Origin of the sequence: Pantoea agglomerans NBRC 102470 (assembly GCF_001598475.1) — a bacterium.
In the GTDB taxonomy this organism is placed as follows: domain Bacteria; phylum Pseudomonadota; class Gammaproteobacteria; order Enterobacterales; family Enterobacteriaceae; genus Pantoea; species Pantoea agglomerans.
In genome coordinates this window covers 102173-128961 of sequence record NZ_BCZA01000007.1, presented here as the reverse complement: position 1 = coordinate 128961, position 26789 = coordinate 102173, and the positions used below count along the sequence as shown (strand labels likewise).

Genomic DNA, 26789 nt, shown 5'->3' with positions numbered 1-26789 from the left:
CTGCTCTTTCTACAGGTTTTCACGCGTCACGATTTCAAAGGGTACGGTCACCTGAGCAAAATGGTCGCGCTGTTCCATCCGGCTGTTGAGGCAGGTGGCGATCACCGCCGCAGCCATGGCATCAATACGATGGCGCAACATCAGCGTAATGGTGCCATCAATCAGCGCCAGCTCATCGCCGGGCAGCGGACCGTGGCACAGCAGATCGATCTGCCTGCGTCCGCTGTCACGCAGCGCCTGCACCACGCCCTCTATGCCGCCGCAGGGCGCATAAATCATCACCAGATCATCATGGGTGTCCAGCAACTGCCGGGTCGCCTGATAGCCCCCTTCACCCGACTCATGCGTTTTTAACGGTTCCAGTACCCGCTGGCTGATGCCTGACTCGCGCAGGTAAGAGCGGAAACTGATCTCGCTGCTCTCCTGGCAGGTAAAGCGGTGATCGCCCAGCAGCACCCCAACGCATCCCGGCTGACGCAGCAGATGCTGTGCCATCCAGGCCGCCGTACGTCCCGCTTTCTGATTATCAATGCCGATAAACCCCGCATGCTCACAGGGCGAGAAATCAGAAAAGAGCGCGTAAACCCGTACGCCCAGTCGGGACACATCCTGAATCGCGTGACGAATCAGCGGATGATCCAGCGCCACCAGCGCAATCACATCACTGCGCTGTGCCAGCAGACGCAGCGAGTGCGCCACCGCCTCCACTTCATGAATATCATGCCAGCAGAATTCAGGTTCGCTGCCCTGTGGCTGCTGCGCCTTCAGCTGCTGTTTCAGCACCTCGCCTAGCTGCTGATAAAACGAATAACGGGCAGGCAGCAGGATAAAGCTCACGCGAACTGTTGCCGCAGCGAGCGGCGATGTTGTCCGGATGTGTGCCTGCGTCAGGTGATAGCCCAGCTCGCGGGCCGCAGCCAGCACTTTCTGCTCGGTCACGCTGCGCACCGGCGCGCGTCCATTCAGCACCCGATCCACGGTGGCCACGCCCACGCCCGCCGCCTGCGCAATAGCGGTCATCGTCACTTTTGACATCATCCTTCTCCCTGCTTCTGCTCTCTGTAGCGCTGGCTGACGGCTACGCCTAAATATTCTGTTGTCTGAGACATCAACACTCTATCGCGGCAAAGCCATTTCCTCTCATTTATTTGATAGAAATTCAGCGTTAATCTTGATCGTCCTCGCAAAATGAAACATTCATTTCTTTCTGCATTCTCTTTAAAACGCCCATTTGCTAAAACGGATAAAAATCCTGCGCCGATCGGGTTGATGGGATTACATCATTAAAAGGTTAGAGCGACGACGGCGGGCTTTCTATAGTGGAGCCCTGAGCAGCACCTGCCTGCACGTATAAAAGGAAAAGTTATGTTCCCTTCAACGCTTCCGGTTCCACGCCTGACCGCTGCCAGCCAGGTACCACAGTTGCGCTGGGGCATTATCGGGCCGGGCTGGATCGCCGACCATTTTGCCCATGCACTGCGCAAGCATACCCACCAGCAGATCACGGCGGTGGCTGCGCGTGACCCGGCAAAAGCGCAGGCCTTTGCTGACAAATGGTCAATCAGCCATGCCACGGGCAGTATCGACGTGCTGCTGGCGCGGGAGGATGTTGATGCGGTCTATATCGCCACGCCCCACAACCACCATTTTCCCGATGGTCTGCGCGCGATTGCCGCCGGAAAGCATCTGCTGATTGAAAAGCCGCTGGCGCTGAATGCTCAACAGGCGACACAGCTTAAACAGGCCGCAGCTGCCGCGAACCTGCTCTGTATGGAGGCGATGTGGTGCAACTTCACACCGAAATATGACGTTATCCGTCAGCTGCTGGAGGATGGCGTGCTCGGCGATGTTCACACCCTGATTGCCGATCATGGCGAGTTTTTCACCCCGGACCATCGCATCTTCAATGCCGATCTGGCGGGCGGCCCGATGCTGGATCTGGGCAGCTATCTGGTGGCGCTTAGCGTGTTTGTTGGCGGCGGTGCGCCTGACACGATCGTCGCCCGGGGCCAGTCCGTCCCGGATGGGCGTGTAAACGGTCAGACGTCGATGCTGTTTACCCATCAGCACGGCATGCATTCGGTGCTGAATACCACCCTGTTCAGCAACACGCCAGGCGGCGCGGTGATCGCCGGACGCGAGGCCACGCTGGAACTGGCGGGCCAGTTCTATGCGCCCGGTAACTTCACCCTGACCTCCAGCGATCGGCGTCATCGCCTGCAGTGGCAGGAGCCTGCCAGCCGCTATGAACAGCTCTGTCATGAAATTAACCACTTCGCCTGGTGTATCGGTCAGAACCGGATCGATTCACCCATCCATTCGCTTGACCAGGCGATTACCACCCTGGCCGCGATGGACAACGTCAGGCAGCAGATTGGCGTGACCTTCAATGAAGAACAGCAACCTTAATGTGCCCGGAGCAGAAAGATGAAAATCGCTTTTGATGTGGATGTGATTAAAGATTTAGGCATCACCCGTATGGTTCATCAGGTGGCCGACTGGGGATACAAATATATCGAACAGTCGCCGCATCCGCAGATCAACCCGTTTTATAAGCATCCTAAAGCCAGCCGTGAAATCATCACCGAGTATAAGAATGCGTTAAACGCCACCGGGCTGGAGATCTCCTCGTTTATTGTGGTCTATCGCTGGTCCGGCCCGGATGAGCTGCGTCGTCAGGCGGCGGTGAAGAACTGGAAGCGGATGATCGAGATCGCGGTTGAGATGGGTGTGCAGGTGATCAACACCGAACTCTCCGGCACGCCTAACGAGCCGGAAATCTGTGAAGAGATGTTCTATCGCTCCATGGAAGAGCTGCTGCCGATCATCGAACGTGAAGGCATCCGCGTCGAAATCCAGGCCCATCCGTGGGATTTCTGCGAAGAGAACAACGAAACTGTGGATATCGTGAAGTCGTTTCGCAGCGATAACGTGAAGTATATCTACAGCGCACCACACACTTTCTTTTATGACAAAGGCAAAGGTGATGTGAAACCGATGCTGGAGTATGCCGGTGACGATCTGTCACACATGCTGATCGCCGACACCATGAACCATACAAAACACTGTCGCTACATCGTTAACCCGCCAGGGGTGGATGCCACCATTCACCAGCATGTCGGCGTGGGCGAAGGCGAAGTGGACTTCGACACCCTGTTTAAAACGCTGCGCGACACCGGCTTTGCCACCCGCAGTTATAAAGTCGGCGGTGAACCGATCATCGCGGCGTCTCTGTTTGGCTACCCGGAAAAGATGAAGGTTCAGGCGGTAGAAACCCGCGAACTGATTGAGCGTGAACTGCTGTAACCCTGCCTGCCGTGCAGTCGCTGCTGACTGCACGGCCACCTCCGCTCAGGATAACGAACCACCTGCCTGACACACTTTTATTCACTTTTCTCCTGTGCCGCTGCCCGCCTGACATCAGCCCCCTGCAGCACGGCCTTGCGCAGCCAGCAGAGTTAAACCCCCTTCGCAGCACCTGCTACACTCCAGACCAATACCACACCATAAGGCGAACTTTCATTATGTCGGAAAATGCATATCAGCCCGCAAAAGTCTGGACCTGGGACCCTGAAGCCAAAGGTAACGGCGCTAAAACTAATCGTCCGTTCGCTGGTCCCACCCATGAAAAAGCGTTGCCGGTCGGCAAGCATCCTTTACAGCTCTATTCGCTTGGCACGCCTAACGGCCAGAAAGTGACCATCCTGCTGGAAGAACTGCTGGCGCTTAACGTCAACGATGCGGAATATGATGCCTGGCTGATCCGTATCGGCGAAGGCGATCAGTTCTCCAGCGGTTTTGTCGACGTAAACCCGAACTCGAAAATCCCGGCGCTGAGCGACCACTCAGCAACGCCGCCGATTCGGGTATTTGAATCGGGCAACATCCTGCTCTATCTTGCGGAGAAGTATGGCTACTTCCTGCCGAAAGATATCGCTGGCCGCACCGAAACCCTGAACTGGCTCTTCTGGTTACAGGGCTCAGCGCCTTACCTCGGCGGTGGTTTCGGTCATTTCTATCACTACGCGCCAGAAAAAATTGAGTACGCCATTAACCGCTTCACGCTGGAAGCGAAGCGTCAGCTCGACGTGCTGGATCGTCAGCTGGCAGATAACCGCTATCTGGCCGGTGATGACTACACCATCGCTGATATCGCCACCTGGCCGTGGTACGGCAACATGGTGCTGAATGATCAGTATGGCGGTGCCGAATTCCTGGATGTGCAGTCCTATAAAAATGTAGTGCGCTGGGCGAAAGAGATCGCGCTGCGACCTGCTGTAATTCGTGGCCGCAAGGTCAATCGTGTCATGGGCGACCCGGCCGATCAGCTGCACGAGCGTCATGATGCCGCTGACTTCGATACCAAAACCCAGGATAAAAAAGCTTAAGGAGAGATCTGTGAGTGCATATGTTGTATTTATTCGTGATAACACCCTGAACCAGGACGAAATGGCGATCTATGCCGAGAAAGCGGGCGAGGCTCGCGGCGATCATCAGATCAATCCTCTCGCCTTTTATGGCGAACTGGAAACGCTGGAAGGACAGGAAGCGGAAGGCGTGGTGATTCTGGAATTCGCGAGCCGCGAAGCCGCACATGCCTGGTATGACAGCCCGGAATATCAGGCTGCCAAAGCGCACCGTCTGAAAGGCGCGAACTATCGCGTGGTGCTGGTAGAAGGTGTGGCTAAGTAAAGATGCAGGCGGCAGCGATGCCGCCTTTTCTTATTGCAGTGTGATACGCGCCACGCCATCCAGCCCCTGACTGCTGTGATCGTCATTGAAGCCCTGCTTCAGGGTGACGAACAGGGTCTGCCCGTCCGGTGAGACCAGCAGACTGTTGGGATGGCTATTAAATGACCAGCTGTTTTTCACCTCATAGGTGGTGCCATCCAGCTGCAGCACCTTCTTCGATTCGCGCTGGCTGATATAAATCTCATTGCGCTTGCCATTAAACTTAATCCCCAGTGAGTCGCCCGGATTCAGACGCTTAATGACCTTGCCGCTGCGCTCATCAAACACCAGCGTATTTTTCGCTTTTGAATTATCCGTAACAAACAGGCGACCGGTTGCCGGATCCTCGGCCATATTCAGGAACAGATACTCCTGCCCGTCACCCGCCGTCAGGCGCTGCTCGATTTTGTTATTGCGCGGATTGATCACCAGGATTTCCCCGCTGCCGTTCGCCGCATAAATCCGGTCGCTGACCGGCGAGAAGATGATGCCTGTGACCCACTTCCCGGCATTTTTTATCCGGGTTTTCAGCGTCAGGGTTTTGGCATCAACCACCCAGATCACGCCCGGATCGCCCACGCCGCCGACATAGAGCAGCCCGTCATGCAGAAAGATTTCACGCGTGCCATAGGGCATGCCTTTCTCGTTTTTCTCGTCAAACATCAGGCGCTTCAGCACCTTACCGTTATCAGGATCGATTTTAGAGATACCGCCATCCAGCGTGTTGGTGGCGTAGAGTGCGCTGCCGTCAGGCGCACTGATCAGACCAAAGTTTTTCAGGTCGAAGTGTCCCGCGCCGGTGCTCTGCAGCGTGGAAGCATCAAGACGGTAGATCATGCCGCCGCTGATATCTTTAAATCCCTGCGCGCTGGCGACATAGAGGGCATTTTTTGCTGGCAGATAGGCCATCTCATACAAACCTTCACCCAGCTCGCGCTGAATCAGGTTATCGGGACTGGAGGGCTGCATCACCACCGGCGCACTGGCATCCACTTTTTTCGCCGGCATCTGGCACGCCGTCAGGCTGAAGGTGGTCACCATCGCCAGTGTAAGTGCCGCTGTACGCGGACTGAACAACGCTTTCATACTTAACTCCCCTATCTGCCTGCTGCTCCCGGCTGGCCACAACGCAGAGGACAGGCAGGAAATAAAAAGAATAAGAATCATACGCAGCCGCTAAAACGCTGTAAACGCAGCGGCATGCTGACGCAACCGAATCAGCTTAATGCGGTATGTTTATTGTCCGCAGGCGTCTGGCCGCGCCAGAAACTGCCTTTAAAAGCCTGGCTAATCAACCGATTGCAGATTGCTCTGCAGAAACGTCACAAATGCGGTAATACGCGCCGGAAGCTGACGCTGCGCCTGCCAGACCGCAAAAATATCGCCATCCGGTGCCTGCCAGTCGGGTAACACCGGCAGCAGTTCGCCCGTCGCCAGACTGTGCTGCGCGTCCCACCAGGAACGCAGCAAGATGCCATGCCCATCCATCGCCAGTCGCATCGCCACTTCGCCATCGTTGGTGATCAGACTGCCGCGCACTTTCTGATTGATGCTCTGTTCGCCGCTGGTCAGTCGCCACAGGGTAAAATCGCTGTCGTGCTGGCGCAGTAAAATGCAGTTGTGTTGTGCCAGATCGCGCACTGTCTCCGGCAGACCGTGCCGGGCGGCATAGGCGGGTGAGCAGCAGAGAATGCGCGGATTGGTACGCAGTTTGCGCGCCACCAGCCGTGAGTCGGGCGGTTCTCCGACGCGGATATCAATATCCATGTGGGCATCAAGAAAATTAAGTGGCTGGCTGCTGAGCTGCAGCGACAGCGAGAGTTCCGGGTGCAGCGCGGCAAAAGCCGAAACGCAGGGCGCAATATGCCGACGGCCAAAGCCAAATGAGGCGTTGATGTTAAGTGTGCCGCGCAGCTGGGCGGTTTCGCCGCTGACCGCCTCTTCCAGCGCCGCCAGCTGATCCAGCAACGGACGCGCACCCGCCAGATATCGGCGCCCTTCCGGCGTCAGCTCCAGTCGTCGCGTGGTGCGGCGCAGGAGTTGCACACCAAGCCGCTGTTCCAGCTGGCTCAGACGTTTGCTGACCGCCGCCAGCGACAGTCCCAGTTCGCGCGCCGCCGCAGTCAGGCTATCCAGCGCAGCCAGGCGAACAAAGAAGGCTAAATCATCGGTGGAGGTGCGGGATTCTCTACTTTTATTCAACACTGGATTGCCTTTCAGGCTCATTATTTCCCCGGAAGCGACAGTTATACTGCGTACACAATTCGAACATCAACCGGAAAGGTACCCTGTGACTGACAAAATTCACTCTGTTGCCGTGATCCCTGGCGACGGCATCGGCAAAGAAGTGATGCCGGAAGGCGTCCGTGTAATGAATGCGGCCGCAGAGAAATTTAACATTCCGCTGCGCTGGGAGTGGTTCGATTACGCCAGTGCCGACTACTGGCAGCAGCATGGCAAAATGTTGCCTGACGACTGGTTTCCACAGCTGAAAGCCTTTGATGCGATCTATTTTGGCGCAGTCGGCTGGCCCGATGTGGTGCCCGACCACGTTTCACTGTGGGGCTCGCTGCTGCAGTTCCGCCGGGAGTTCGATCAATATGTGAATCTGCGTCCGGTGCGACTGATGCCAGGCGTCAAAGCGCCGCTGGCGAACCGTCAGCCCGGCGATATCGACTTCTATGTGGTACGCGAAAACACGGAGGGTGAATACTCCAGCGTCGGCGGCACCATGTTCCCCGGCACCGAACGTGAAGTGGTGATTCAGGAGACGGTGATGACGCGCACCGGCGTCGATCGCATCCTGAAGTTTGCCTATCAGCTGGCGCAGAGTCGGCCGAAGAAACACCTGACCTCCGCCACCAAATCGAACGGCATTGCCATCACCATGCCCTACTGGGATAGCCGCGTTGAAGCCATGGCCGGTCAGTTCCCCGATGTTCGCGTCGATAAGTATCACATCGATATTCTCACCGCTAACTTCGTGCTGCATCCGGACTGGTTTGATGTGGTGGTCGCCAGCAATCTGTTTGGCGATATCCTCTCCGATCTCGGTCCGGCCTGTACCGGCACTATCGGCATCGCCCCTTCGGCCAATATCAACCCGGAAGGCCTGTTCCCCAGCCTGTTTGAACCGGTTCACGGTTCTGCGCCCGATATCGCCGGTAAAGGTGTCGCCAATCCCATCGGACAGATCTGGTGTGGCGCGATGATGCTGGAGCACCTCGGCTACAAAGCGGCAGGTGATGCGGTGTTAGACGCGATTGAACGCACGCTGGCAGCGGGTGAGCACCTGACGCGCGATCTCGGCGGCAGCGCCAGCACCGAACAGCTCGGTATGGCCATCGCCGCCGCGCTGTGATTTAGTCCGGCAACTGCACCACGCACTCGGGGTGCCAGCCTGGCGGTAACGGTTCCGGCCGTATTATCGCCAGGCTGTGCAGTTGCAGGTTCTCCACCCCGCGTGCGAACAGGCCCGGCAGCCCGCCGGGATAGCGCTCTACGCCAAAAGCTTCTCCGGTTTTCGGGTCAAGTTTGTAGGCGTTATCCAGCCCCATGCCGGTCGGGGAGTCCGGGTTACAGGGCGGCCGTACGTCATAGTGTCCCTGAGCAACCGGTGCCACGGTCTGCCGCATCTGCAGCTGGCTGATGACCACATCGCGTATCCAGCCCGGTTCTGCCGCATGCAGGTTAATCGCCCCTTCCGCCACGCCCGTAACGTTACTGAACTGCACCTGCTCTACGATGCCTGGCGTAATGGCGGGATCGCGACTGCGCACCGAAATATGCAGCGGATCGGCTTTTCCCCAGTGACAGGGCGGCGCATGGTGACAGGCAAAAGTCAGATTACTGAACAGCAGACGCCGCATCGCGCCACCGTCACGCGACAGAATGCCGATGCCACGGTTGGAATCAAAAATGGTGCAGCCGGTCACCGTGACATCTTCCACATCATCCCAGGTTTCAGTGCCGATTTTAAAGGCGCAGCTGTAGCTACGCAGCAGGCAGTTGGTGATCATAATCTGCCGCGCCGGACGCCGCAGCGCGGCCGGTTTATGGGTGGTTTTGATGCAGATGGCATCATCGGCGGCACTGAGATAGCTGTTGCTGACAAACACCGCTTCGCAGCTGTCGATATCGAGCGCATCGGTATTCGGCATGGTCATGGCATTGTCGATGGTGAGGTGGTCGATATGCACATGGCGACAGCTCACCAGATGCACCGTCCACATCGGCGCCTGCACGATGGTAAAGGCGGTCAGCGTTACCTGCTCGCAATCTTCAAACACAATGATCCGCGGCCGGTCCGCACGCGGCAGGCGATAGCCCTGCTCGTCACGCTCAGCGGCAAACCAGGCTTCACCGTCACCGTCTATACGGCCGGTGCCGCTGATGGTGATATTGCGCTGGCCCAGCGCATAGAGCAGCACATTGTGGGACTTCTCAGCACAGCTCAGCGCCTGTACCGCCTGGTAATCAGCCAGCCGCTGACTGGCGATCAGCACCGCGCCCGCTTCAAGATGGAGTTCAAAATCAGAGGGCAGATTCAGGCAGCCGCTGCGATAACGCCCGGCAGGCAGGGTCAGACGGCCACCGCCCGCCGCCGCAATCTGATCCATAGCGCGTTGCAGCACGGCCGTGTCCGGGGTTTCGCCATCGGCGACAGGGTGAAAATCAGCAAGGGAAAGGTGCATCATGCGTCTCCCGCAGGATTGAGGAGGAGGAATTGCAGCACGATACGGCGCGGCAAACCTTTGTCTGGCCGCCAGTGCGCCGTTTCGTGCGGGCTATCACAGATTACTTCACGGCCCCTTCGGTGACGCCGCTGATGAACTTGCGCTGGAAAATCAGGAACACCACGATCAGCGGCATAATCACAATCATCGCGCCCGCCATCAGCACCGGAATGTCGATGGTGTTTTTGTTCTGGAAAAACATCATGCCAATTGGCAGTGTGCGTAACTCATCCTTGTTGACCAGAATCAGCGGGATCAGGAACTCATTCCAGGTCCAGATAAACAGCAGCAGCCCCAGCGTTGAGAGGGTCGGCCAGATAGCGGGCACCAGAATGCCCCACAGAATTTTGACCCGCGATGCCCCATCCATTACCGCCGCTTCCACCAGTTCTTTCGGCACCTGCTGGAAAGCACTGGCGATCATCAGCGTGGTAAAGGGCAGCGACAGGGCAATTTGCGGCAGGATCAGCGCCAGATAGGTGTTGGTCAGCCCCATCCAGCGCAGCTCGTGATAGAGCGGAATGATAAAGGCTTCACTCGGCAATACCATCCCTAGCGCCAGCATCGCTCCGATGACTTTTTTACCAGGGATTTTCAGCCACGCGAAACCGAACCCGGCCAGAATGCCCAGCAGCACGCTGAACAGCACCACCGGAATCACCACCAGCACTGAGTTGAGGAAGTAGACGTTGAAGTGGCCCTGTTGCCACGCGGTCAGGTAGTTTTTGAAATTCAGCGAGGCGGGCAGCGTGAAGACCCCCTGAAACAGCTCCATCTGGGTTTTGAACGACGTCATCAGCGCCATCAGGAACGGCAGAATCGTCATAAGCGCCACGATCCAGATCAGCGCGCGTGAAATCACCGGCGTGCTTCGCATCAGTAACGCTCCTTTAAGGCCAGATGGATCAGATAGTTAATCCCTAAAACAATGACCATGCTGAACACCGCTACCGACGAGGCGTAGCCAAAGTAGTGCAGATCAAAGCCCTGCTTATACATAAAGATGTTGGTCACCATGGTGGAGGTGCCCGGGCCGCCCTGCGTCATCACATAGACCAGGTCAAAGGCTTTCAGGCTGGCGATCACCGTCAGCAGCAGGGCAATCCGCAGCTCGGGTCGCAGGCCTGGCAGCGTAATGCGCATAAACTTCTGGCGACGCGACGAGCCATCGAGATCGGCCGCTTCCAGCAGTGAGGGATCCATGCGCTGCAGGCCCGCCATAAACAGAACCAGACAGAAGCCGAAGAAGTACCAGGTGGCGACCAGACCCACGGCGGGCAGCGCCCAGGTAAAATCACCCAGCCAGGAGAGTGCCAGCTGGGGCAATCCGATTGCGCGTAATATCTGGTCGATCGGACCAAACGCCGGGTTATAGAGCCAGCGCCACACCACGCCCAGCACCGCCATCGGCATGATGTAGGGCAGGAAAAAGAGAATGCGCAGCACGCTGCGTTCGCTGTTGTTGCGCGTGTCATACAGAAAGCTGCAGAGCAGCAGGCCGACGCCAATCGGCAACAGGGTATAGAACAGCATCAGGATGGCGTTATTGCCCAGCGCAATCCAGAACACCGGATCGCTGAACATCCGCAGATAGTTGCTGACGCCGCTAAACACCGGCAGCGAGGTGCCGTCCCATTCGGTAAAACTGATGCCCAGCGAGGCCAGTAGCGGGAACAGCAGAAACACCGCATAGACCAGCACCGCAGGCAGAACATAGAGAAAATTACGCCAGCCACTTAAATTCAACATAACTCTACTCGTGGTTCAGAACGAGGCTCAGGCCCGGCTGTTCGCCGGGCCTCCGGCTTAATGCTTCAGTGTTTTCAGGTAACGCTGATAGTTGTTATCAAAATTAACTACCATCTGATCGGGTGTCTGACGGCCCGCCAGCAGCAGCTGAACGTTCTGATTCAGCTCGGCGTTCATGGTGGGTGTCGCCCAGTCCACGTAGTGGCCTAAACCGTCGTAATCATTGAGTGTCAGCCAGACCTGATACGCCTCGGCCAGCAGCGGATTGTCCGCTGGCATTTTCGCCGCTTTGTTGGTGCTGGCAGGCAGGAAGCCCACCTTCAGCCAGCGGTTCGCCATGGCATCAGAGACCATATAGTTGATGAACTTCGCCGCACCTTCCTGCTGATCTTTGCCTTTGGCAGTGCTGGTGATGGAGAACGCCAGATCGGTACCGCCCACCATCAGCGGTTGCTTCACGCCTTCACCGGCAGGCATCGCGGCAAAGTGAATATCTTTGTTGTCTTTAAACTGGCCGAGATACCAGGTGCCGCTGACCAGGAACGCAGCCTGGCCGTTCTGGAACAGGGTCGCCGCATCGTCGTGACCGATGCCCTGGAAGCCAGGGAAGAAGTACCCTTTGTCGGTCCAGCTCTTCATCATAGAGGCGGCATTGACCAGCTTGCTGTCTTTGAAGGTGCCGCCCACATCGTAAATCAGATTATCCAGCGTCTTGCGGTCGTGGCTCTCAATCTGCGCCTGCCACAGGGTGCTGAGCAGCTGCTGGCCCATGTTGCCATCCAGCAGACCGAGCATCATCGGTGCGGTGCCCTGCTGCTTCAGTTTCGCCATCGCGCTTTCCAGCTCAGCCAGCGTTTTCGGCACGGCAATACCTGCTTTATCCAGCAGCGCTTTGTTGTAATAGAGCCCGACCATCTCGCCCAGGCTGGCGACGCCATAGAGTTTGCCGCTGCCAAACTCGCCGCTGTCTGACCAGCGGTTACGTTTCAGAATCGAGTCAGGGAAGCGTGTGGTCCAGCCGTTGCTGGCGGCGTAGCTGTCGAGCGGCAGCAGCAGCTTATCTTTAACCAGCGAGCCCATATCGCCGCCGCCCTGGTTGACCTGAGCGATCTGCGGGCCATCACCGGCGGTCAGCGCCAGCTTCAGGGGAATACGGGTATCTTCAAAGGAGTGAACCGAGCGGTTAATCACAATGCCGGGATTCTGCTGGGAAAACTCTTTAATCCCTTCATCTACCGCGGCAGTCTGCTCCGGGTAGTTGTAGATATCCCACTCATTCAGGGTAACGGCGGCGTGGGCGGCATGCGAGACGCTGCCCGCCAGCAGGCCCGCTGCCAGCAGCCGACCCACATTGCGAATTCGGAACGAACGAACGGAGGAAACAGACATTATGCTCACCTTCTTCAGACCAGGATCGGCATCCTTTCATCTCACCGCCTGACATCCTGCAGGCTGCAGCCGCACACAAACGCACTCACTCATACTTACTTTAATAAAAAAATAAAGTCAAACAGCCTGCGCGGGGAATTGCAACGCTGTGAGCACGCGCAAATAAACAGCGACATGGCGTGAAATTCAGCACACTGCGCTGGCATTTACGCGATTAATCGTGGCGGTGCGTCGCCAGCTACTTTTTCTGCAGCAGGAGATGCCAGTGCAATCATTGCAAAATAACATCCTGATAAAACATACGAAAATCCTATCACGCTCACACTTTTCCCCTTTCACTGGCCGTGAATCTGCTGCCAGCCGCCATGACCCGGGCGTGTTGGCGATCACAGTTGTGCATCCCGATGCCGGTAAACATTGCCGAAGCGCCCGTGTTAGTGAGATAAGGTAATTATTCTATCTTGAAAACTAAGTCCACTTTCATTAACGTAACTTTTATCTGCGGATCTGTTCAATCCCTGACCGATTCACTCACTCACGAGAATTCACCATGGCGAATCAAGGTGTCATTCGTCCGGCCACCCCGGCGGACTACCCGGCGCTCTACCGCATCTGCCTGGAAACAGCCGATGCAGGTGGCGATGCCCGCGCGCTCTATTCCGATCCTGACTATCCCGGCCAGCGTTTTGCTGTGCCTTATGCGCGTTTCGCGCCTGACTTTGCTTTTGTGCTGGAGCGGGACGGTGAGGTGCAGGGTTATGTGGTCGCCGCGCCCGATACCCGCGCGTTTGAAGCGCAGCTACAGGCCGAATGGTGGCCGCAGCTGCAGGAGAAATATCGTGATCGCAGCGCCAGCGCGCCGCTCGACAGCAAAGTGCTCGATGCGATCCGCCATCCTGACCAGGCCGCTGACACGCTGGTGACGCAGTGGCCCGCTCATCTGCATATCAACCTGCTGCCGGCGGCACAGAAAGGCGGCTGGGGTCGCCGGATGATTGAGCATGAGCTGGCGGCGCTGCGCGCTGCCGGTGTCAGCGGTGTCCATCTTGGCGTCAGCCTGCAGAATGAGCAGGTCTGTGCCTTTTATCAGCGCATGGGGTTCACCCCAATCCTGCGCAGCAATGCCATCTACATGGGCCAGTTACTCTGAGTGAGGTAGCCGATGACCAGCCTGCGCTTGCAGAATGTGAAAAAGTCTTATGAACACGTTAATGTCATTCATGGCATCGATCTGACGATCAACAGCGGCGAATTTGTGGTGTTTGTCGGGCCATCCGGCTGCGGCAAATCGACGCTGCTGCGGATGATCGCCGGGCTGGAGGAGATCAGCAGCGGGCAGTTGCTGATTGAGGAGCAGGACATGACGCAGCAGCCCGCCACCGAGCGCGGCATTGCTATGGTGTTTCAGTCTTATGCGCTCTACCCCAACATGACGGTGCGCGGCAACCTGGCCTATCCGCTGGAGGTAATGAAGAAGTCTAAGGCGGAGATCAATGAGGCGATTGCCCGGACGGCCGCCCGCCTGCATCTCACCGAACTGCTCGACCGCCTGCCGCGCGCGCTCTCTGGCGGACAGCGGCAGCGCGTGGCGATTGGCCGGGCAATTATCCGTCATCCGCGTATCTTCCTGTTCGATGAGCCGCTCTCTAACCTCGATGCCGAGCTGCGTTTGCAGATGCGGATTGAGATTGCGAGGCTGCACGCCTCGCTCGGCAATACCATGATTTATGTCACCCACGATCAGCTGGAAGCGATGACGCTGGCTGACCGCATCGTCGTGCTGCGTCAGGGCCGCATTGAGCAGGTCGGCGCACCGCTGACGCTCTATCACGACCCGGATAACCTGTTTGTCGCCGGCTTTATCGGCTCGCCAAAAATGAACTTCCTGCGGGCGGAAATCAGCGCCAAGGGCGAGGGTGAAGTGCAGCTGCGGGTGCCGGAACTGAAGATTGAGGGGCTGGTGCTGAAAATCGCCGCCGACTGCCGCGAGGGGCAAACCGTGACGCTGGGGATTCGTCCCGAGCATTTCCAGCCTGCCGCGCAGACGCCGGAGGCATTGCGCTTTCACGGCGAGCTGGCCTATGGCGAGATGCTGGGCCACACCAACTACCTCTACCTGGATATCGGGCGTGAAGAGATGCTGGTGGTGGAAGAGCGCGAAGCAACCACGCGCGATCTGGGAACCCAGGTTGAACTGGGCTTTTCTGCCGCGCACTGCCTGCTGTTTGATGAGCAGGGAATGCGCCTGCGCTAAGGGAAGCGCGGAAACAAAAACGGGCGCCGCGGCGCCCGTTTTTATTGGAGGGATAACTCAGGTGACCGGCTCTTCATCGGCCTGCGCCGCCAGCAGATCAAGCAGCCGGTTGACAGCAAAACCCGCCGCGCCCAGCGCCCACATGCGGTTCGATTCAGTCAGGAACTGCAGCGGCGTCATGTGCGGCGTCAGTTTAAGCCGGTAGGCCTGGAAGCTCTGGGTGATGTGATCGAGCAGAATGCGTGACGCCATGTGCGGCTCCATCGCCAGATAAACCACATCCGGATCGTAAGCCACCGACAGGTTCGCCAGTGAAATTCCCAGCTCGCGTCCTGCCTCTTCCAGCACCGCCAGCACCTCGGGCGTTGGCCGCTGATCCAGCGCCTGCAACGTGAGGCCTTCCACCGGTTCCTGCTCAGCAAGCCGTTGCAGAATGGCGCGCGATGAGGCGACATCTTCCAGCAGACGCAGTGAGCCGTCGCCCACCAGCCCGTTGCCAATCTCCCCCGCCTTGCCGTGACGACCGCGGTAGAGCTGACGATTCAGGATGATGCCCGCCCCGATCCCTTTGCCGTAGGTGGCGATCACCGCCGACTGCGCGTTGCCGAGCTGACCAAACACCAGCGCCGCCATTGCCATGGCGTTGGCGTCATTCTCGATAAACACCGGCAGCGAAAAACGCTCTTCCAGCAGGCGCGCAATCGGGACGTTGTCCCAGTCGAGCACTTTGGATCGGATACAGTAGCCGTTTTCGGCATCGACCAGTCCCGACAGGGCAAGGCCAATGGCGCCCACCCGCTTCTCCTCAACGCCGCGCAGGAATTTCGCCAGCGCATCGCCGAGCTGGCGCGGCGTCAGCGTGCCTTTCGGCATCTGCTGTTCGCCCAGCAGATTGCCGCTGAGATCGGTCATGACGATCAGGTTGCGTTCCGCATTGAGCTGAATGCCAATCACGCTGGCGCGATCGGGATTGAGCCCAAGCAACGTTTTTGGCCGCCCCATCGACACGCGACGCAGTCCCAGCTCCTGCACGATTTCCTGCGCCAGCAGGCGATTAGTTGCCTGCGACACGGTCGACATGCTCAGTCCGCTACGAACTTTCAGGTCTGACTGGCTGATCGGCGCATTTTCAACAATCAACCGCAGAATGCGCGCGGTTACGTTGGGAGCGGTCATAAATTCCTCGGGTTATCCGGCTGAGGATGCTCAGCCAGCTTCAGATCGGTAATCGGGCAGGCGTCAGCTGCTGCGCCAGTATCAGCGCCCCGCTCAGGGCATCGCCCTGCGGCGTCACCAGCCGGGCCTGAATATCGTCATCCAGCCAGCGCTGAATCGGCGTGGCCAGTCCCCCCATCAGCGCCACGGGTCCGCTGCTCAGGGCAGTCAGACGGCGGACCATCAGGCCGATATCGGCTGCGGTCTGATGCAGCAGATCCTGTGCATGACCATCGCCCGCGTCGGCGGCCGCAAAAATCTGTGGCACCACGCGGGCCCAGTCTGCAGGCGTCGCTGAGCGCGTCCAGAGCAGCATGGTTTCCGGAATGTGGTCGAACTGCGCCATCAGCTGCCGGGTAAGAGCGCTCTGGGTAATAATCGCTTCATGGGCCAGCAGCGCCAGCCGCAGCGCACGACGGCCCAGCTCAGCGCCCGATCCCTGGTCAGACAAGGCAAAGCCCCAGCCGCCAAGCAGCGTAAACTGATCGCCATCCCACGCGGCTCCCTGACTGCCGGTGCCGATAATAAAGACGGCGCCAGGTGCGCCGCCATGGGCGCCCGCACAGGCGATCTCCACATCGCTGACCACCTGTAACGCCGCGCAGTCAGGCTGCCAGCTGGCGAGCCGCGCCTGTACCGAGGTGACATTCGCACCGGCTAATCCGGCCACCAGCGTGGTTTGCGCCAGCGCCTCCGGGGCGAATCCCGCCTGTGACAATACCCGTTCGATCAGCTGCCCGACGCAGGTCAGTGCCGCGTCATAGTCTGACCAGACGTTGGCAGGCCCGCCGGTGGCTTCAGCCAGGATGCGACCCTGCAGGTCGGTTAACCGCGCGCGACACTGTGTACCGCCGCCATCAATGCCCAGAAGATAGTGTGGTTGCACGCGCTTCCTTCCCTGATTAAGGGTTATAGCCATAATGAGCGAACGATAGGATAAAAAAACTTAAATCGCAATAACAAATAAATATAGCAAAATCATATCTGAATTTTCTTGTTATTTTACATCGTCATAACAAAAACACCCTCGCAAAACGCGCAGTGCGTTATTGACATTAGTTTTTCTGTCGTAATAAGTTGGTGGTCAGATTATCAACAGGCGCGCCCGATCACAGGCGGGCTATGCATCATGCGATTTCAGGAGCAGGGGTTTAACATGAAAGTAGGCATTATCGGTCTCGGCTTTCGACTGTCCCACGTGATCAAAGAGTTCAGCAAAGCCGACGACGCCTTCTCGGTAGTGGGTTATTACGATCCGGCACCCGCCGGACTGCCTAATCTGCACAGCTTTGGTATCGCGCCCGGCCAGGCCTTTGCGTCAATCGATGCTCTGCTGGAACATGGCGGAATGGATGTCGTGCTGGTTGGCTCTCCCAACTTTCTGCATCTGGAGCATGTGGGTCAGGCGCTGGCAGCGGGTTACACGGTGTTTACCGAAAAGCCGGTGGTGATCAATGAAGAGCAGACCATGGAGATGGCGAAGCTGGTGCGTCAGTATGGCGAAGCGCGCATTCTGGTCGGCCTGGTACTGCGCTATTCCCCGCTCTATCACGATCTGCTGGCGGCACGCGATGCGGGTCAGTTGGGTGAGATCACCTCGATTGAGGCGACAGAACATATCAAGCCTTATCACGGCGCATTCTTTCAGCGCGACTGGCGACGTCTGGAGAAATATGCCGGCCCGTACATTCTGGAAAAATGCTGTCACGACATCGATCTCTATCAGGGCCTGTTGCAGGAGCGCCCGATCCGCGTCGCCAGCTTTGGTGGCCGGAAATCCTTTACTCCCGCTCATGCGCCGCAGGGAGCTATCACCGCTGACTCAGAACTTTATCACGTGAAGCCCAGCGGCTGGTCGAGCACCGATGCGGTGTTCGACAGCGATGCCGATATTGTCGACTACCAGACTGCCCTGATTGAGTACGAAGGCGGCGCGACGCTGGCCTTCCACGCCAATCTGAATGTGCCGGATGAGTTCCGCCGTTTCTGTGTCATGGGCACCGACGGCATGGCGGAAGGCGACTTCGTGCGCAACTACTTCCGCGTACACAACGCGCGCAGCGGCGAGAAAGAGGTCGATACCGCCTACAGCGGCAATGCGTATGATGGCCATTACGGCGCAGATGCGTTGATGGCTGAAGAGATCGTTAAACATATTAAACAGGGAACACCGCTGAAAGTTTCAGTAGTGGACGCGCTGGAAGCGGGCCTCACGGCAATTAAAATCGATGAGGCTCGTAAAACCCGCAGCGTAGTGGACATGCGTGAAAGCTGGCTAACATTTGACGCCAACCTGGGAAAAACCGGGGCCTGATGGCCCCAGCCTGCGGGTCGGCCTCCCCCTCTGACCCCAGGATTTTAATGGCAGTATGACTGGTAACTTCCTGTACTGGCCTTCGGGCCAGTGACAATATTGAGGTTGAGCTGGCTCGGGAAACCGTTGCCAGCGACAACTCAACCGCCCCTTCTCCAGCCCTCTTCTCCGAAGGCGTATTTGATTAAATGGCCCCCTGCTGGAGGCAGCGCTTAATGAAGGTTTTTTTCATTCCGGGCGCAGACCGAGGGGCGCTGGCAGTGAAGGTACTCATACAGCAGCAGCATTCCTACCGGGTTATCCTCCAGATTTTCGAAATCAACGTGAGTTTTTTCCAGAAGATATTTTCTCAGGGCGCTAACCGGGATGTTTTTATGGGAAGCCAGCGCACGGCACAGCTGCGCCACGATCTCGCACTTTACTGAATACGGCACATCAGGATTATAAATTTCCGGAATGGAGTGAGTCTGATTCATAACGGTACCCTCTATAAGCGCTTAAGCTGACTGAGGAGGCCACAGGCCTGCCGATGAGAGATAAGTTATAGCAAGGAACGTGTTTTCGTGTAAATCAGGAACGTTTTGAAAGGCGTCCCGGAGCTTTGCGTTCGTCCGGTTTGCGTCTCAGTCAGAGGCAACTTAAACACTTAAAGCGATGGGAACATATGCCTGTAGCAAAGCATCGCGGGCCACGGACAAAAACGCCGGGAGCGTTTTTGAACAACGCAAAGCGTTGGCCCGGCTTCGGGCGCACCTCAGGGATGAGGTGCGTAATCGCCCGCGCTGAGCCTGCACCGGGTGATCTTGTGCTGATGCGCGACAGTCTTTCATCCCTGATGGTAATGTGTTTATTAGTGACCTGGTTTCAATCTTCTTTGGATGAAATCTTCCAGGCTAACCAGTAAAGAACCAGGCCAGCGATAAAGACGAGTAAGGGGGCGATAACGCGCATAATTCCTTCATTCGCAAATATTGCGATGAAAATTCCAATCACTACAGCGCTGACAACAACCGCCCCTGATAACTCAGAAATGACTTTTCTGATTAGTCTAAAGATTTTCGATTGCACCCAGAAATTGCTCCGTTTTCGAAGGATTTTTACGTAGAGTCTCACCGAGCTCGATGTAATTGGCTAAAGGTTCTTCAAAGAGGAAGTAAAGCATTTCAAAATCAAGTATGTAAAGCCTTGACCATAATTCAGGATTTTGATGCCTCAAACGCCGTGAAGCTGCAGAAGCACGCGAAAGCACCCCCTGCAGAACTATGCCGCCCGCAAGGGTGCCTGTCCATAATCGCAGTGATAACTTCGTTATCACGCTGGCCATCATTCCTCCAACAACTTTTGAACCAAGATAACCTGTAATGGCCAGCTGCATGGACTGTCTTGAACCCAGTGAAGACGCTGCTCCGATGAGTTTATCTGTGATTTTTTTAAGGGCTGGATCCGGAAGGTAGGAAAGAGAGTCTTTGATTATCATCTCTGCAATCTGCCCCAGAATGGCTCTGTTACGGAAGAGCTTGTTCAAAGCCCGATACATCCTCTCATCCTCACCGAAGTTACGGCGCTGAATGTTTCTGCCGCCATCTGTCAGGTTGAGATCCTGAAAGGTTCTTTCAATACCCAAATAAAAATCCATCGGAAGTGAAGCAATACCATGAGCAACTGATACGGCGAGCGTCTTTGCGTCCATTCATTCTTCTACCGTTTTAGATACCAGCCTGAAAAATATCAGGCAGTGCAGCCTTCCGTAAACGAAAACTGATCTCTTAAGTGCCATCAATATAGTTTTAATTGGCACTGATTTTTCATTCACTCCTATACCAGGATCAAGAACTGGGATTAGAAAAGGGCATTTTTTAATCATTGCCGCTGCGCAGCATCACTAAATGGCGGAACAGTTAAAGGTGCCGGAAACGAGCCGTTCGTATCAGAAAAGCATTAAAGGACTCTCAAGGTCCGCAGACAGGCTTTGGTCACAAACAAACTTAAAGCGATGGCAGCATATGCCTGCACACAATTCTACAACCGCAATAATCCAGCCAGCCTCAATCCATCTCTCCGCAGCCTTAGGCAACGAACAAACTCAAAGCGAATGAGCGAATGGATGGCGCTTTTGCGTCTTTGCGAAAGGTGTTTGTTCCCTGCGCCTGCGCCGTGGTTCACCACCGCACAACCCCCTCACCTAACCCCAACGCCAGTCATCAAACCGGATCCACCTCATTCTCCAGCTTCTGACGACGTCGCAGATGCGGAAACAACTTCATCCACAGCGCCACCACCACCAGCGTACCGATGCCGCCAATCGCTGCCGCCGGTGCCGCACCCATCCAGGCAGCCAGCAACCCCGACTCAAACTCGCCCAGTTGATTCGACGTATTAATGAAAATCGCGTTAACCGCATTCACCCGACCGCGCATGGTGTCCGGCGTATCCAGCTGCACCAGCGCACCCCGGATCACCATACTCACCATATCAAAGCCACCCAATGCACAGAGCGCCACCAGCGACAGCCATAACTGCGTGGAAAGCGCGAACACCAGCGTCGCAACGCCAAAGCCCGCCACCGAGCCAAACATAATCATCCCGACATGCTTCTCCAGCTTGTGACGGCTCAGCCAGATGCCCACCAGCAATGCTCCCACCGACGGCGCGCCGCGCAACATCCCCAACCCCCAGGGCCCGGTATGCAGAATATCTTTGGCAAAAATCGGCAGCAGCGCCGTTGCACCGCCCAAAAGCACCGCAAACAGATCGAGCGAAATTACCCCAAGCACATCTTTGCGCTCACGGATAAAGTGAATCCCGGCAAACAGATTCTTCATATTCATCGGCAGACGAGCCTGCACCGGACGCTCATAACGCAGCAGACTCACCAGCGTCAGCGAAACCAGATAAAATAGCCCGGAAACGCCATACACCACATGCGGCCCGGCGACATAAAGCAGCCCGCCAATCGTCGGCCCGACGATAACCGCTGCCTGACCGCCCACGGAGTTCATCGCCATCGCACGCGCCAGAATCGAAGGCGGCACCAGCGACGGCAGCATCGAAGACATCGCAGGCCACTCCAGCGCTTTCGCCACCGCAATCATAAACACCAGCCCCCACAAGGCGGTCTTATCGGGGGTATGGAATAAGGTAAGCACCACTAATGCCAGCAGTGCGGCAAATTCCACCAGCTGACCCAACAGCACGATCCGCCGCCGGTCATATTGATCCGCCAGATGACCCGCTGGCAGCGCCAGCAACACCGACGGCAGAAACTGCATTAAGCCAATCATCCCTAACGCCATTGCGCTGTTGGTCAGCGCATAGATCTGCCAGCTGATTGCGACCGAGAACATCTGAAAACCAAATGATGAGCAGGTACGCGCCACCCAGAAGGCGACAAATGTCCGATGTCGCCACAGTGACTCTTCCGCCGCCGATGCCATAAATCCCATGTCTTATCCCAAATCAGGTGAGGAAACCCGCGTCGTTGCGCGGTGTTATTGGTGTGGTGATTGTCGGCTTCACGTTAGCAGACCGGATGCGAGCAGAAGGCCTGCGGCTCCAGCGCAGCCTCCCTGCGCGATAAGCAGCGTCCCTGTCCGGCCGAGGCACGTCAGACCCCTCATGATTATTACCAGCCTATTGGTCCCGACTATTGAATATATTCCAGCACATCATCAGATGCCAAAGGAATTATCGTTTCTTTGCTAACAGGTTTATTTACTTTCTCAGGCAACAAAAGGATGATTTGGATTAAGCATGTGATCTATATTTATTCACGCGTTTAGAAAAATGCGACTTTTTATATGCTTAATTAACAACAAATCCTTTCTATTGAATTTCATAGAGATAATGAAAAACAGTTTATATAACCCCTATGTTACTGAACCAATCCATCACGTTAAGCGTAATGTCACTGGCATTTGTTATAGCGTGCCTTATCTTCAGCAAAACCAGGATAGCGGCAATATACTTAATACAAACAACATTATTTCATTACACAATCAAATTGCTACTGAAGCAGCATTAATGGTTGTGCCGGTGGAAGATATTCGATTACGGGGAATGATCGCGGTTCCGGATGCCTATACGCATTTACAAAATGCGCGTGTCCGGATTGGAATTAATTATTCCAGTCTGGCAGCACACAGTACGTCACTGCTTGAATTAACAAAGAAATTTGATTTCTGGCTTTATGATTTTGCGCCACCGGGTGCAGACTGGCGACTGCTGGAATCATTTCCTTTTTCAGGAATTGTTTTAACCGAATCTTTCTTTAATGATAATTATGAGAAGTTTACCTTTCCCTTTTTTATGGCGACGTTTCGTGAAAAAGGGGCAGAGGTAATCGTACGAAGTCATACGCCGCCCTTAACCGCTGAGCAGTTTGCTGAGATAAATATCAGCGGCTGGCAACAGCAACGCTCGGACGGCGATCTTATTAGCTGCTGATTCACAAATCCTGCCTTCCGGCGTTAAGGGCACACGGCGGTGCGCTTAACGTCCTTTAATCCCCCATAAAATGTCGTTTTATTCCAGTTGTTAAGCGGTTTAAGCCAAAAAAATCAAACCTCGATCTGATTTTGCTATAACATTTAACACAAAGGGATCGTCTGTCTTAACGGAAGAGATACTTCAGAACACCCTAATCATTTGTACTTGATAACTGGAAACAGCCTATCTGGTTGTTTTCGTGTGTTTTATGGCAACGAAACGAGGTCGATATTATGGGGAAAAACTCCTCATCTTTTGGCGTAATTCGTTTCCTGACGGTGCTGTTCGCAGTGCTGACGGGCGCGTTTATGCTGATTGGCGGTGGCTGGTTAGCCGCCATTGGTGGTTCCTGGTATTACGTTTTTGGCGGTGTGGTGATGCTTATCACCGCTTATCTGCTTTCCCGTCGTAAAAGCACTGCGCTGGTTCTCTATGCGCTGCTGCTGATCGGCACCCTGATCTGGGGTGTATGGGAAGTGGGCACCGACTTCTGGGCACTGGCACCACGCACCGATGTGCTGGTGATCTTCGGTGTCTGGCTGATCCTGCCGTTTGTTTATCGCAGCTTCAACGCGGGCAGCAAAGCCGCGCTGGGTACCATGGCTGTGGCGCTGATTGCCAGTGCCATTGTGCTGGCCTATGCGGTATTCAACGATCCGCAGGTCATCAACGGGTCAGTACCAGAAACCGCTGACAACGCCCCGCAGGCTGCGCCGCTGAGCAACATCCCGGACGCTGACTGGCCCGCTTATGCGCGTGATCAGCAGGGAACCCGTTTCTCTCCGCTGAAGCAGATTAATCATCAGAACGTGAAAGAGTTGCAGGTTGCCTGGCAGTTCCAGACTGGCGACATGAAAACCCCTAACGATCCGGGTGAAATTACCGACGAAGTCACGCCGATTAAAATCCGCGACACGCTTTATCTCTGTTCGCCACACCAGATCCTGTTTGCACTGGATGCGGCCACCGGTAAGCAGAAGTGGAAATTTGATCCGGGCATGAAGGTCAACCCGACCTTCCAGCACGTGACCTGTCGCGGTGTTTCTTACCACGAAGTGCCGGCAGCCGCCGATGCAGCGAACACTCAGCCTGCGCTGTGTTCACGTCGTATCTATCTGCCGGTCAACGATGGTCGTCTGTTTGCACTGGACGCAGAGACCGGCGAACGCTGCCCGGCATTTGGCGTCAACGGCGAGCTGGATCTGCAACACAAACAGCCTGTCACCACTGCGGGTCAGTATGAGCCGACCTCACCGCCGGTGATTACTAACACCACCATCGTGATGGCGGGTGCGGTTACCGATAACTACTCAACCCGCGAGCCGTCAGGCGTGATTCGTGGCTTTGATGTGAATACCGGCAAACTGCTGTGGGTATTTGATCCAGGCGCAAAAGATCCTAATGCCATTCCGGCTGATGAACACACCTTCACCATGAACTCTCCGAACTCATGGGCACCGGCAGTTTACGATCCGAAACTGGATACCGTTTACCTGCCGATGGGCGTGAGCACACCGGATATCTGGGGCGGTAACCGCACACCAGAGCAGGAGCGTTATGCGAGCAGCGTGCTGGCCCTGAACGCCACCACCGGTAAGCTGGTCTGGTCTTATCAGACTGTGCATCACGATCTGTGGGATATGGACCTGCCGTCGCAGCCTACGCTGGCTGACATCACCGACAAAGATGGCAACACCGTACCGGTTGTCTACGCGCCAGCGAAAACCGGCAACATCTTTGTACTGGATCGCCGTACCGGCAAGCCAGTCGTGCCTGCGCCAGAAACGCCAGTGCCACAGGGTGCTGCTAAAGGCGATCACGTTGCCGCCACTCAGCCCTACTCTGAGCTGACCTTCCGTCCGAAACAGAATCTCACGGACAAGGATATGTGGGGCGCAACGATGTTTGACCAACTGGTGTGCCGCGTGATCTTCAAGCGCCTGCGCTATGAAGGTCCGTTCACCCCGCCATCTGAGCAGGGTACGCTGGTGTTCCCGGGTAACCTCGGTATGTTCGAATGGGGCGGCATCGCAGTCGATCCTCATCGTCAGATCGCGATTGCTAACCCAATGGCGCTGCCGTTTGTCTCTAAGCTGATTCCACGTGGCCCAGGCAACCCGATTGAGCCGCCGAAAGGCGCTGAAGGTGGTTCAGGTACTGAAACCGGTATTCAGCCTCAGTATGGCGTGCCTTATGGCGTCGAGCTGAACCCGTTCCTGTCACCGTTTGGTCTGCCATGCAAACAGCCTGCCTGGGGTTACATCTCCGCGGTGGATCTGAAGACCAACAACGTGGTGTGGAAACAGCGTATCGGTACCGTTCGCGATAGCGCACCGGTTCCGCTGCCGTTCAAAATGGGTATGCCGATGCTGGGTGGTCCTATCACCACCGCGGGTAAGGTGTTCTTCATTGGTGCGACCGCAGATAACTACCTGCGTGCTTTCAGCACTGATACCGGCGAACTGTTATGGCAGGCACGTCTGCCAGCAGGCGGCCAGGCGACACCGATGACCTATGAAGTAGATGGCAAGCAGTACGTTGTCATCGCGGCAGGGGGTCACGGCTCGTTTGGTACCAGGCTGGGCGATTATGTGATTGCCTACGCGCTGCCAGACCAGAAGTAATTCACGCAGCGGTGAATAAACTAAGGCGGACTCCGGTCCGCCTTTTTTGATCGCGCTACTTTTTCATCCCACGCCAGTTGAGCCAGGCGCAAAACAGCATCACCACGCAGGTTGCCAGAAACACCGGCCGCATCCCGAATGCACCGCCCACCAGCCCACCGAACAGCGGGCCGCTGACCTGGCCGATATATTGTGCCGATGTCGAATATCCCAGCATCCGCCCAACCTGTGAACCCGGCACGTTATGACGAATGATCGCCGTGATGCACGGCATCAATCCGCCCAGCGCCATCCCCATCAGAAAACGCAGCAGCACCAGTTGCCAGGCCGCCGTGATAAATGCCTGGGGTATCAGCAGCAGCCCGCTAACGACTAAACCACCGGTCAGCACCTGCCAGTGCCCTACCCGATCGGCCAGCCGACCCAGTCGTGGTGCCGCCAGGACCGTGCCCAGCGCCGCCGCGGACATCACCAGTCCGGCTATCAGGGTGATCTGGTGGTCGCCCTGCACAAACTCGCCCACGTAAAGCGTAATAATCGGCTCAATCGACATGCTGGCGAAGATCAGCAACATGCCAGAGAGCCACATCAGCCGTATCAGGCTGTGATTAACCGGCCCGGCTTCAGGATGCGGTTGCTGGCTGGCGCGCGATGTAGCGGGAGCACGTGGCTGCTCTTTGAGTAAAAAGGTGGTGGCGAGGAAGGCGAGAAAAATCACGGCGCCGGTCAGCCAGAAAGTCTGACGAATCCCGATCAGTGGCGGTAGCACACCGCCCAGCAGCGGCCCGACCACGTTGCCGGCCATAATGCCGGAAGACAACACCCCCAGCGCCCAGCCGGTCTGCGCTTTCGGCGTTTGTGCCGCCACCAGAATGGTCGATCCCGATGCGTAGCCGCCCAGCAGCCCCGCCAGCAGGCGCAGCGCCACCAGTTGCCACGGCGCGGTCGCCATGCCAATCAGCGACATCGCAATCGCCATCCCGAGACTGGCCCGAATCAGCATCAGCTTACGACCATAGCGGTCAGCCAGCCTGCCCCACAACGGCGCCGTCAGTGCGGCGCTGAAAAAGGTCGCGCCGTAGGCAAGGCCGGACCAGCGGGCAATAGCGGCAGGCTGCTCAACGCCGAGTTGCTGCACATAGAGCGGCAGGAACGGCAGCAGCAGCGTCATCGCCACGATAGTGGTAAAAGAGCCGACGACGCAGACCCCTAAGTTACGTCGCCAGTGCTGAAACTCTGCAGTTTCGGGTGACTGTTGCATGATGATATCCGGTGAGTAATCAGGGATACAG

At 56.5% G+C, this 26789-nt stretch carries 23 protein-coding genes; 10 read left to right on the top strand and 13 right to left on the bottom strand.

The window, feature by feature from the left end; genetic code table 11:
- Positions 1 to 9: 9 nt before the first annotated feature.
- Positions 10 to 1035: a LacI family DNA-binding transcriptional regulator gene (locus PAG01S_RS15520; RefSeq protein WP_010252022.1), complete on the bottom strand. Its 1026-nt coding sequence runs from the start codon at positions 1033 to 1035 to the stop codon at positions 10 to 12.
- Positions 1036 to 1365: 330 nt separating this feature from the next.
- Between PAG01S_RS15520 and PAG01S_RS15515 the strand changes: the two genes are divergently transcribed.
- The 4 genes from PAG01S_RS15515 to PAG01S_RS15500 all read left to right on the top strand — a co-directional run bounded on the left by PAG01S_RS15515 (position 1366) and on the right by PAG01S_RS15500 (position 4692).
- Complete coding sequence (locus PAG01S_RS15515) at positions 1366 to 2409, top strand: Gfo/Idh/MocA family protein (RefSeq protein ID WP_022625251.1); 1044 nt, start codon at positions 1366 to 1368, stop codon at positions 2407 to 2409.
- A gap of 18 nt (positions 2410 to 2427) precedes the next feature.
- On the top strand, positions 2428 to 3306 hold the full coding sequence (locus PAG01S_RS15510; RefSeq protein WP_010252025.1) for a sugar phosphate isomerase/epimerase family protein: 879 nt from the start codon (positions 2428 to 2430) through the stop codon (positions 3304 to 3306).
- 218 nt (positions 3307 to 3524) lie between these two features.
- Positions 3525 to 4388: a glutathione-dependent disulfide-bond oxidoreductase gene (gene yghU / locus PAG01S_RS15505; RefSeq protein WP_010252027.1), complete on the top strand. Its 864-nt coding sequence runs from the start codon at positions 3525 to 3527 to the stop codon at positions 4386 to 4388.
- Positions 4389 to 4398: 10 nt separating this feature from the next.
- Positions 4399 to 4692: a DUF1330 domain-containing protein gene (locus PAG01S_RS15500; RefSeq protein ID WP_010252030.1), complete on the top strand. Its 294-nt coding sequence runs from the start codon at positions 4399 to 4401 to the stop codon at positions 4690 to 4692.
- A 30-nt stretch (positions 4693 to 4722) separates the two neighbouring features.
- On the opposite strand, the gene PAG01S_RS15495 is transcribed toward PAG01S_RS15500, so the two are convergent.
- The gene (locus PAG01S_RS15495; RefSeq protein ID WP_062759354.1) at positions 4723 to 5817 is read right to left on the bottom strand and encodes a YncE family protein; all 1095 of its coding nucleotides are present in this window, start codon (positions 5815 to 5817) and stop codon (positions 4723 to 4725) included.
- A 201-nt stretch (positions 5818 to 6018) separates the two neighbouring features.
- On the bottom strand, positions 6019 to 6957 hold the full coding sequence (locus tag PAG01S_RS15490; protein ID WP_062759353.1) for a LysR family transcriptional regulator: 939 nt from the start codon (positions 6955 to 6957) through the stop codon (positions 6019 to 6021).
- 64 nt (positions 6958 to 7021) lie between these two features.
- Between PAG01S_RS15490 and PAG01S_RS15485 the strand changes: the two genes are divergently transcribed.
- Positions 7022 to 8092 (top strand): tartrate dehydrogenase, encoded by a 1071-nt coding sequence (locus PAG01S_RS15485; RefSeq protein WP_033787519.1) that lies wholly within the window; start codon positions 7022 to 7024, stop codon positions 8090 to 8092.
- A 1-nt stretch (position 8093) separates the two neighbouring features.
- Here the strand turns inward: PAG01S_RS15485 and PAG01S_RS15480 are convergent, their stop codons facing one another.
- From PAG01S_RS15480 to PAG01S_RS15465, 4 genes are all read right to left on the bottom strand, one after another.
- Positions 8094 to 9425 (bottom strand): glycoside hydrolase family 28 protein, encoded by a 1332-nt coding sequence (locus tag PAG01S_RS15480; protein WP_061703665.1) that lies wholly within the window; start codon positions 9423 to 9425, stop codon positions 8094 to 8096.
- A 103-nt stretch (positions 9426 to 9528) separates the two neighbouring features.
- Positions 9529 to 10344: a carbohydrate ABC transporter permease gene (locus PAG01S_RS15475; RefSeq protein WP_010252038.1), complete on the bottom strand. Its 816-nt coding sequence runs from the start codon at positions 10342 to 10344 to the stop codon at positions 9529 to 9531.
- The gene (locus tag PAG01S_RS15470; protein ID WP_010252041.1) at positions 10344 to 11216 is read right to left on the bottom strand and encodes a carbohydrate ABC transporter permease; all 873 of its coding nucleotides are present in this window, start codon (positions 11214 to 11216) and stop codon (positions 10344 to 10346) included. Before PAG01S_RS15470 ends, PAG01S_RS15475 begins: the two co-directional genes overlap by 1 nt.
- A 57-nt stretch (positions 11217 to 11273) precedes the next feature.
- On the bottom strand, positions 11274 to 12605 hold the full coding sequence (locus PAG01S_RS15465; protein ID WP_010252044.1) for an extracellular solute-binding protein: 1332 nt from the start codon (positions 12603 to 12605) through the stop codon (positions 11274 to 11276).
- A gap of 550 nt (positions 12606 to 13155) precedes the next feature.
- Between PAG01S_RS15465 and PAG01S_RS15460 the strand changes: the two genes are divergently transcribed.
- Both PAG01S_RS15460 and PAG01S_RS15455 read left to right on the top strand, forming a co-directional pair.
- The gene (locus PAG01S_RS15460) at positions 13156 to 13755 is read left to right on the top strand and encodes a GNAT family N-acetyltransferase (protein ID WP_061901841.1); all 600 of its coding nucleotides are present in this window, start codon (positions 13156 to 13158) and stop codon (positions 13753 to 13755) included.
- A gap of 12 nt (positions 13756 to 13767) precedes the next feature.
- Complete coding sequence (locus PAG01S_RS15455; protein WP_033759588.1) at positions 13768 to 14859, top strand: ABC transporter ATP-binding protein; 1092 nt, start codon at positions 13768 to 13770, stop codon at positions 14857 to 14859.
- A gap of 57 nt (positions 14860 to 14916) precedes the next feature.
- On the opposite strand, the gene PAG01S_RS15450 is transcribed toward PAG01S_RS15455, so the two are convergent.
- A complete protein-coding gene (locus PAG01S_RS15450) occupies positions 14917 to 16035 on the bottom strand; it encodes an ROK family transcriptional regulator (RefSeq protein WP_010252050.1) in 1119 nt (372 codons plus the stop codon).
- Positions 16036 to 16075: 40 nt separating this feature from the next.
- The gene (locus PAG01S_RS15445) at positions 16076 to 16960 is read right to left on the bottom strand and encodes a glucosamine kinase nucleotide-binding domain-containing protein (protein ID WP_062759352.1); all 885 of its coding nucleotides are present in this window, start codon (positions 16958 to 16960) and stop codon (positions 16076 to 16078) included.
- A gap of 270 nt (positions 16961 to 17230) precedes the next feature.
- Between PAG01S_RS15445 and PAG01S_RS15440 the strand changes: the two genes are divergently transcribed.
- Positions 17231 to 18388: a Gfo/Idh/MocA family protein gene (locus PAG01S_RS15440; protein ID WP_010252054.1), complete on the top strand. Its 1158-nt coding sequence runs from the start codon at positions 17231 to 17233 to the stop codon at positions 18386 to 18388.
- Positions 18389 to 18600: 212 nt separating this feature from the next.
- Here the strand turns inward: PAG01S_RS15440 and PAG01S_RS22275 are convergent, their stop codons facing one another.
- The 3 genes from PAG01S_RS22275 to PAG01S_RS15420 all read right to left on the bottom strand — a co-directional run bounded on the left by PAG01S_RS22275 (position 18601) and on the right by PAG01S_RS15420 (position 21831).
- Positions 18601 to 18864: a hypothetical protein gene (locus PAG01S_RS22275; RefSeq protein WP_155724511.1), complete on the bottom strand. Its 264-nt coding sequence runs from the start codon at positions 18862 to 18864 to the stop codon at positions 18601 to 18603.
- A gap of 572 nt (positions 18865 to 19436) precedes the next feature.
- Positions 19437 to 20078: an Ssp6 family T6SS pore-forming effector gene (locus PAG01S_RS15425; protein WP_062759350.1), complete on the bottom strand. Its 642-nt coding sequence runs from the start codon at positions 20076 to 20078 to the stop codon at positions 19437 to 19439.
- 511 nt (positions 20079 to 20589) lie between these two features.
- A complete protein-coding gene (locus tag PAG01S_RS15420) occupies positions 20590 to 21831 on the bottom strand; it encodes an MFS transporter (protein WP_010252060.1) in 1242 nt (413 codons plus the stop codon).
- A gap of 400 nt (positions 21832 to 22231) precedes the next feature.
- Here PAG01S_RS15420 and PAG01S_RS15415 point away from each other — a divergent pair, with 400 nt between their 5' ends.
- Both PAG01S_RS15415 and PAG01S_RS15410 read left to right on the top strand, forming a co-directional pair.
- On the top strand, positions 22232 to 22831 hold the full coding sequence (locus PAG01S_RS15415; protein WP_029519503.1) for a hypothetical protein: 600 nt from the start codon (positions 22232 to 22234) through the stop codon (positions 22829 to 22831).
- Between the two features lie 275 nt (positions 22832 to 23106).
- Positions 23107 to 25497 carry a glucose/quinate/shikimate family membrane-bound PQQ-dependent dehydrogenase gene (locus PAG01S_RS15410; protein ID WP_010252065.1) on the top strand — a complete coding sequence of 797 codons (2391 nt, stop codon included), beginning with the start codon at positions 23107 to 23109 and terminating at the stop codon, positions 25495 to 25497.
- Positions 25498 to 25552: 55 nt separating this feature from the next.
- Here PAG01S_RS15410 and PAG01S_RS15405 read toward each other — a convergent pair whose 3' ends face one another.
- Positions 25553 to 26758, bottom strand: coding sequence for an MFS transporter (locus PAG01S_RS15405; protein WP_062759349.1), 1206 nt, complete (start codon positions 26756 to 26758; stop codon positions 25553 to 25555).
- Between the last annotated feature and the right edge of the window lie 31 nt (positions 26759 to 26789).

Bases quoted from the DNA above. Each gene is read 5' to 3' on its own strand.
- PAG01S_RS22275 (WP_155724511.1), bottom strand. From the start codon at position 18,864: ATGAATCAGACTCACTCCATTCCGGAAATTTATAATCCTGATGTGCCG.
- PAG01S_RS15520 (WP_010252022.1), bottom strand. From the start codon at position 1,035: ATGTCAAAAGTGACGATGACCGCTATTGCGCAGGCGGCGGGCGTGGGC.
- PAG01S_RS15475 (WP_010252038.1), bottom strand. From the start codon at position 10,344: ATGCGAAGCACGCCGGTGATTTCACGCGCGCTGATCTGGATCGTGGCG.
- PAG01S_RS15450 (WP_010252050.1), bottom strand. From the start codon at position 16,035: ATGACCGCTCCCAACGTAACCGCGCGCATTCTGCGGTTGATTGTTGAA.
- PAG01S_RS15480 (WP_061703665.1), bottom strand. From the start codon at position 9,425: ATGCACCTTTCCCTTGCTGATTTTCACCCTGTCGCCGATGGCGAAACC.
- PAG01S_RS15515 (WP_022625251.1), top strand. From the start codon at position 1,366: ATGTTCCCTTCAACGCTTCCGGTTCCACGCCTGACCGCTGCCAGCCAG.
- PAG01S_RS15410 (WP_010252065.1), top strand. From the start codon at position 23,107: ATGGGGAAAAACTCCTCATCTTTTGGCGTAATTCGTTTCCTGACGGTG.
- PAG01S_RS15415 (WP_029519503.1), top strand. From the start codon at position 22,232: ATGAAAAACAGTTTATATAACCCCTATGTTACTGAACCAATCCATCAC.
- yghU (WP_010252027.1), top strand. From the start codon at position 3,525: ATGTCGGAAAATGCATATCAGCCCGCAAAAGTCTGGACCTGGGACCCT.
- PAG01S_RS15440 (WP_010252054.1), top strand. From the start codon at position 17,231: ATGAAAGTAGGCATTATCGGTCTCGGCTTTCGACTGTCCCACGTGATC.
- PAG01S_RS15465 (WP_010252044.1), bottom strand. From the start codon at position 12,605: ATGTCTGTTTCCTCCGTTCGTTCGTTCCGAATTCGCAATGTGGGTCGG.
- PAG01S_RS15420 (WP_010252060.1), bottom strand. From the start codon at position 21,831: ATGGGATTTATGGCATCGGCGGCGGAAGAGTCACTGTGGCGACATCGG.
- PAG01S_RS15490 (WP_062759353.1), bottom strand. From the start codon at position 6,957: ATGAGCCTGAAAGGCAATCCAGTGTTGAATAAAAGTAGAGAATCCCGC.
- PAG01S_RS15425 (WP_062759350.1), bottom strand. From the start codon at position 20,078: ATGGACGCAAAGACGCTCGCCGTATCAGTTGCTCATGGTATTGCTTCA.
- PAG01S_RS15455 (WP_033759588.1), top strand. From the start codon at position 13,768: ATGACCAGCCTGCGCTTGCAGAATGTGAAAAAGTCTTATGAACACGTT.
- PAG01S_RS15405 (WP_062759349.1), bottom strand. From the start codon at position 26,758: ATGCAACAGTCACCCGAAACTGCAGAGTTTCAGCACTGGCGACGTAAC.
- PAG01S_RS15470 (WP_010252041.1), bottom strand. From the start codon at position 11,216: ATGTTGAATTTAAGTGGCTGGCGTAATTTTCTCTATGTTCTGCCTGCG.
- PAG01S_RS15495 (WP_062759354.1), bottom strand. From the start codon at position 5,817: ATGAAAGCGTTGTTCAGTCCGCGTACAGCGGCACTTACACTGGCGATG.
- PAG01S_RS15510 (WP_010252025.1), top strand. From the start codon at position 2,428: ATGAAAATCGCTTTTGATGTGGATGTGATTAAAGATTTAGGCATCACC.
- PAG01S_RS15460 (WP_061901841.1), top strand. From the start codon at position 13,156: ATGGCGAATCAAGGTGTCATTCGTCCGGCCACCCCGGCGGACTACCCG.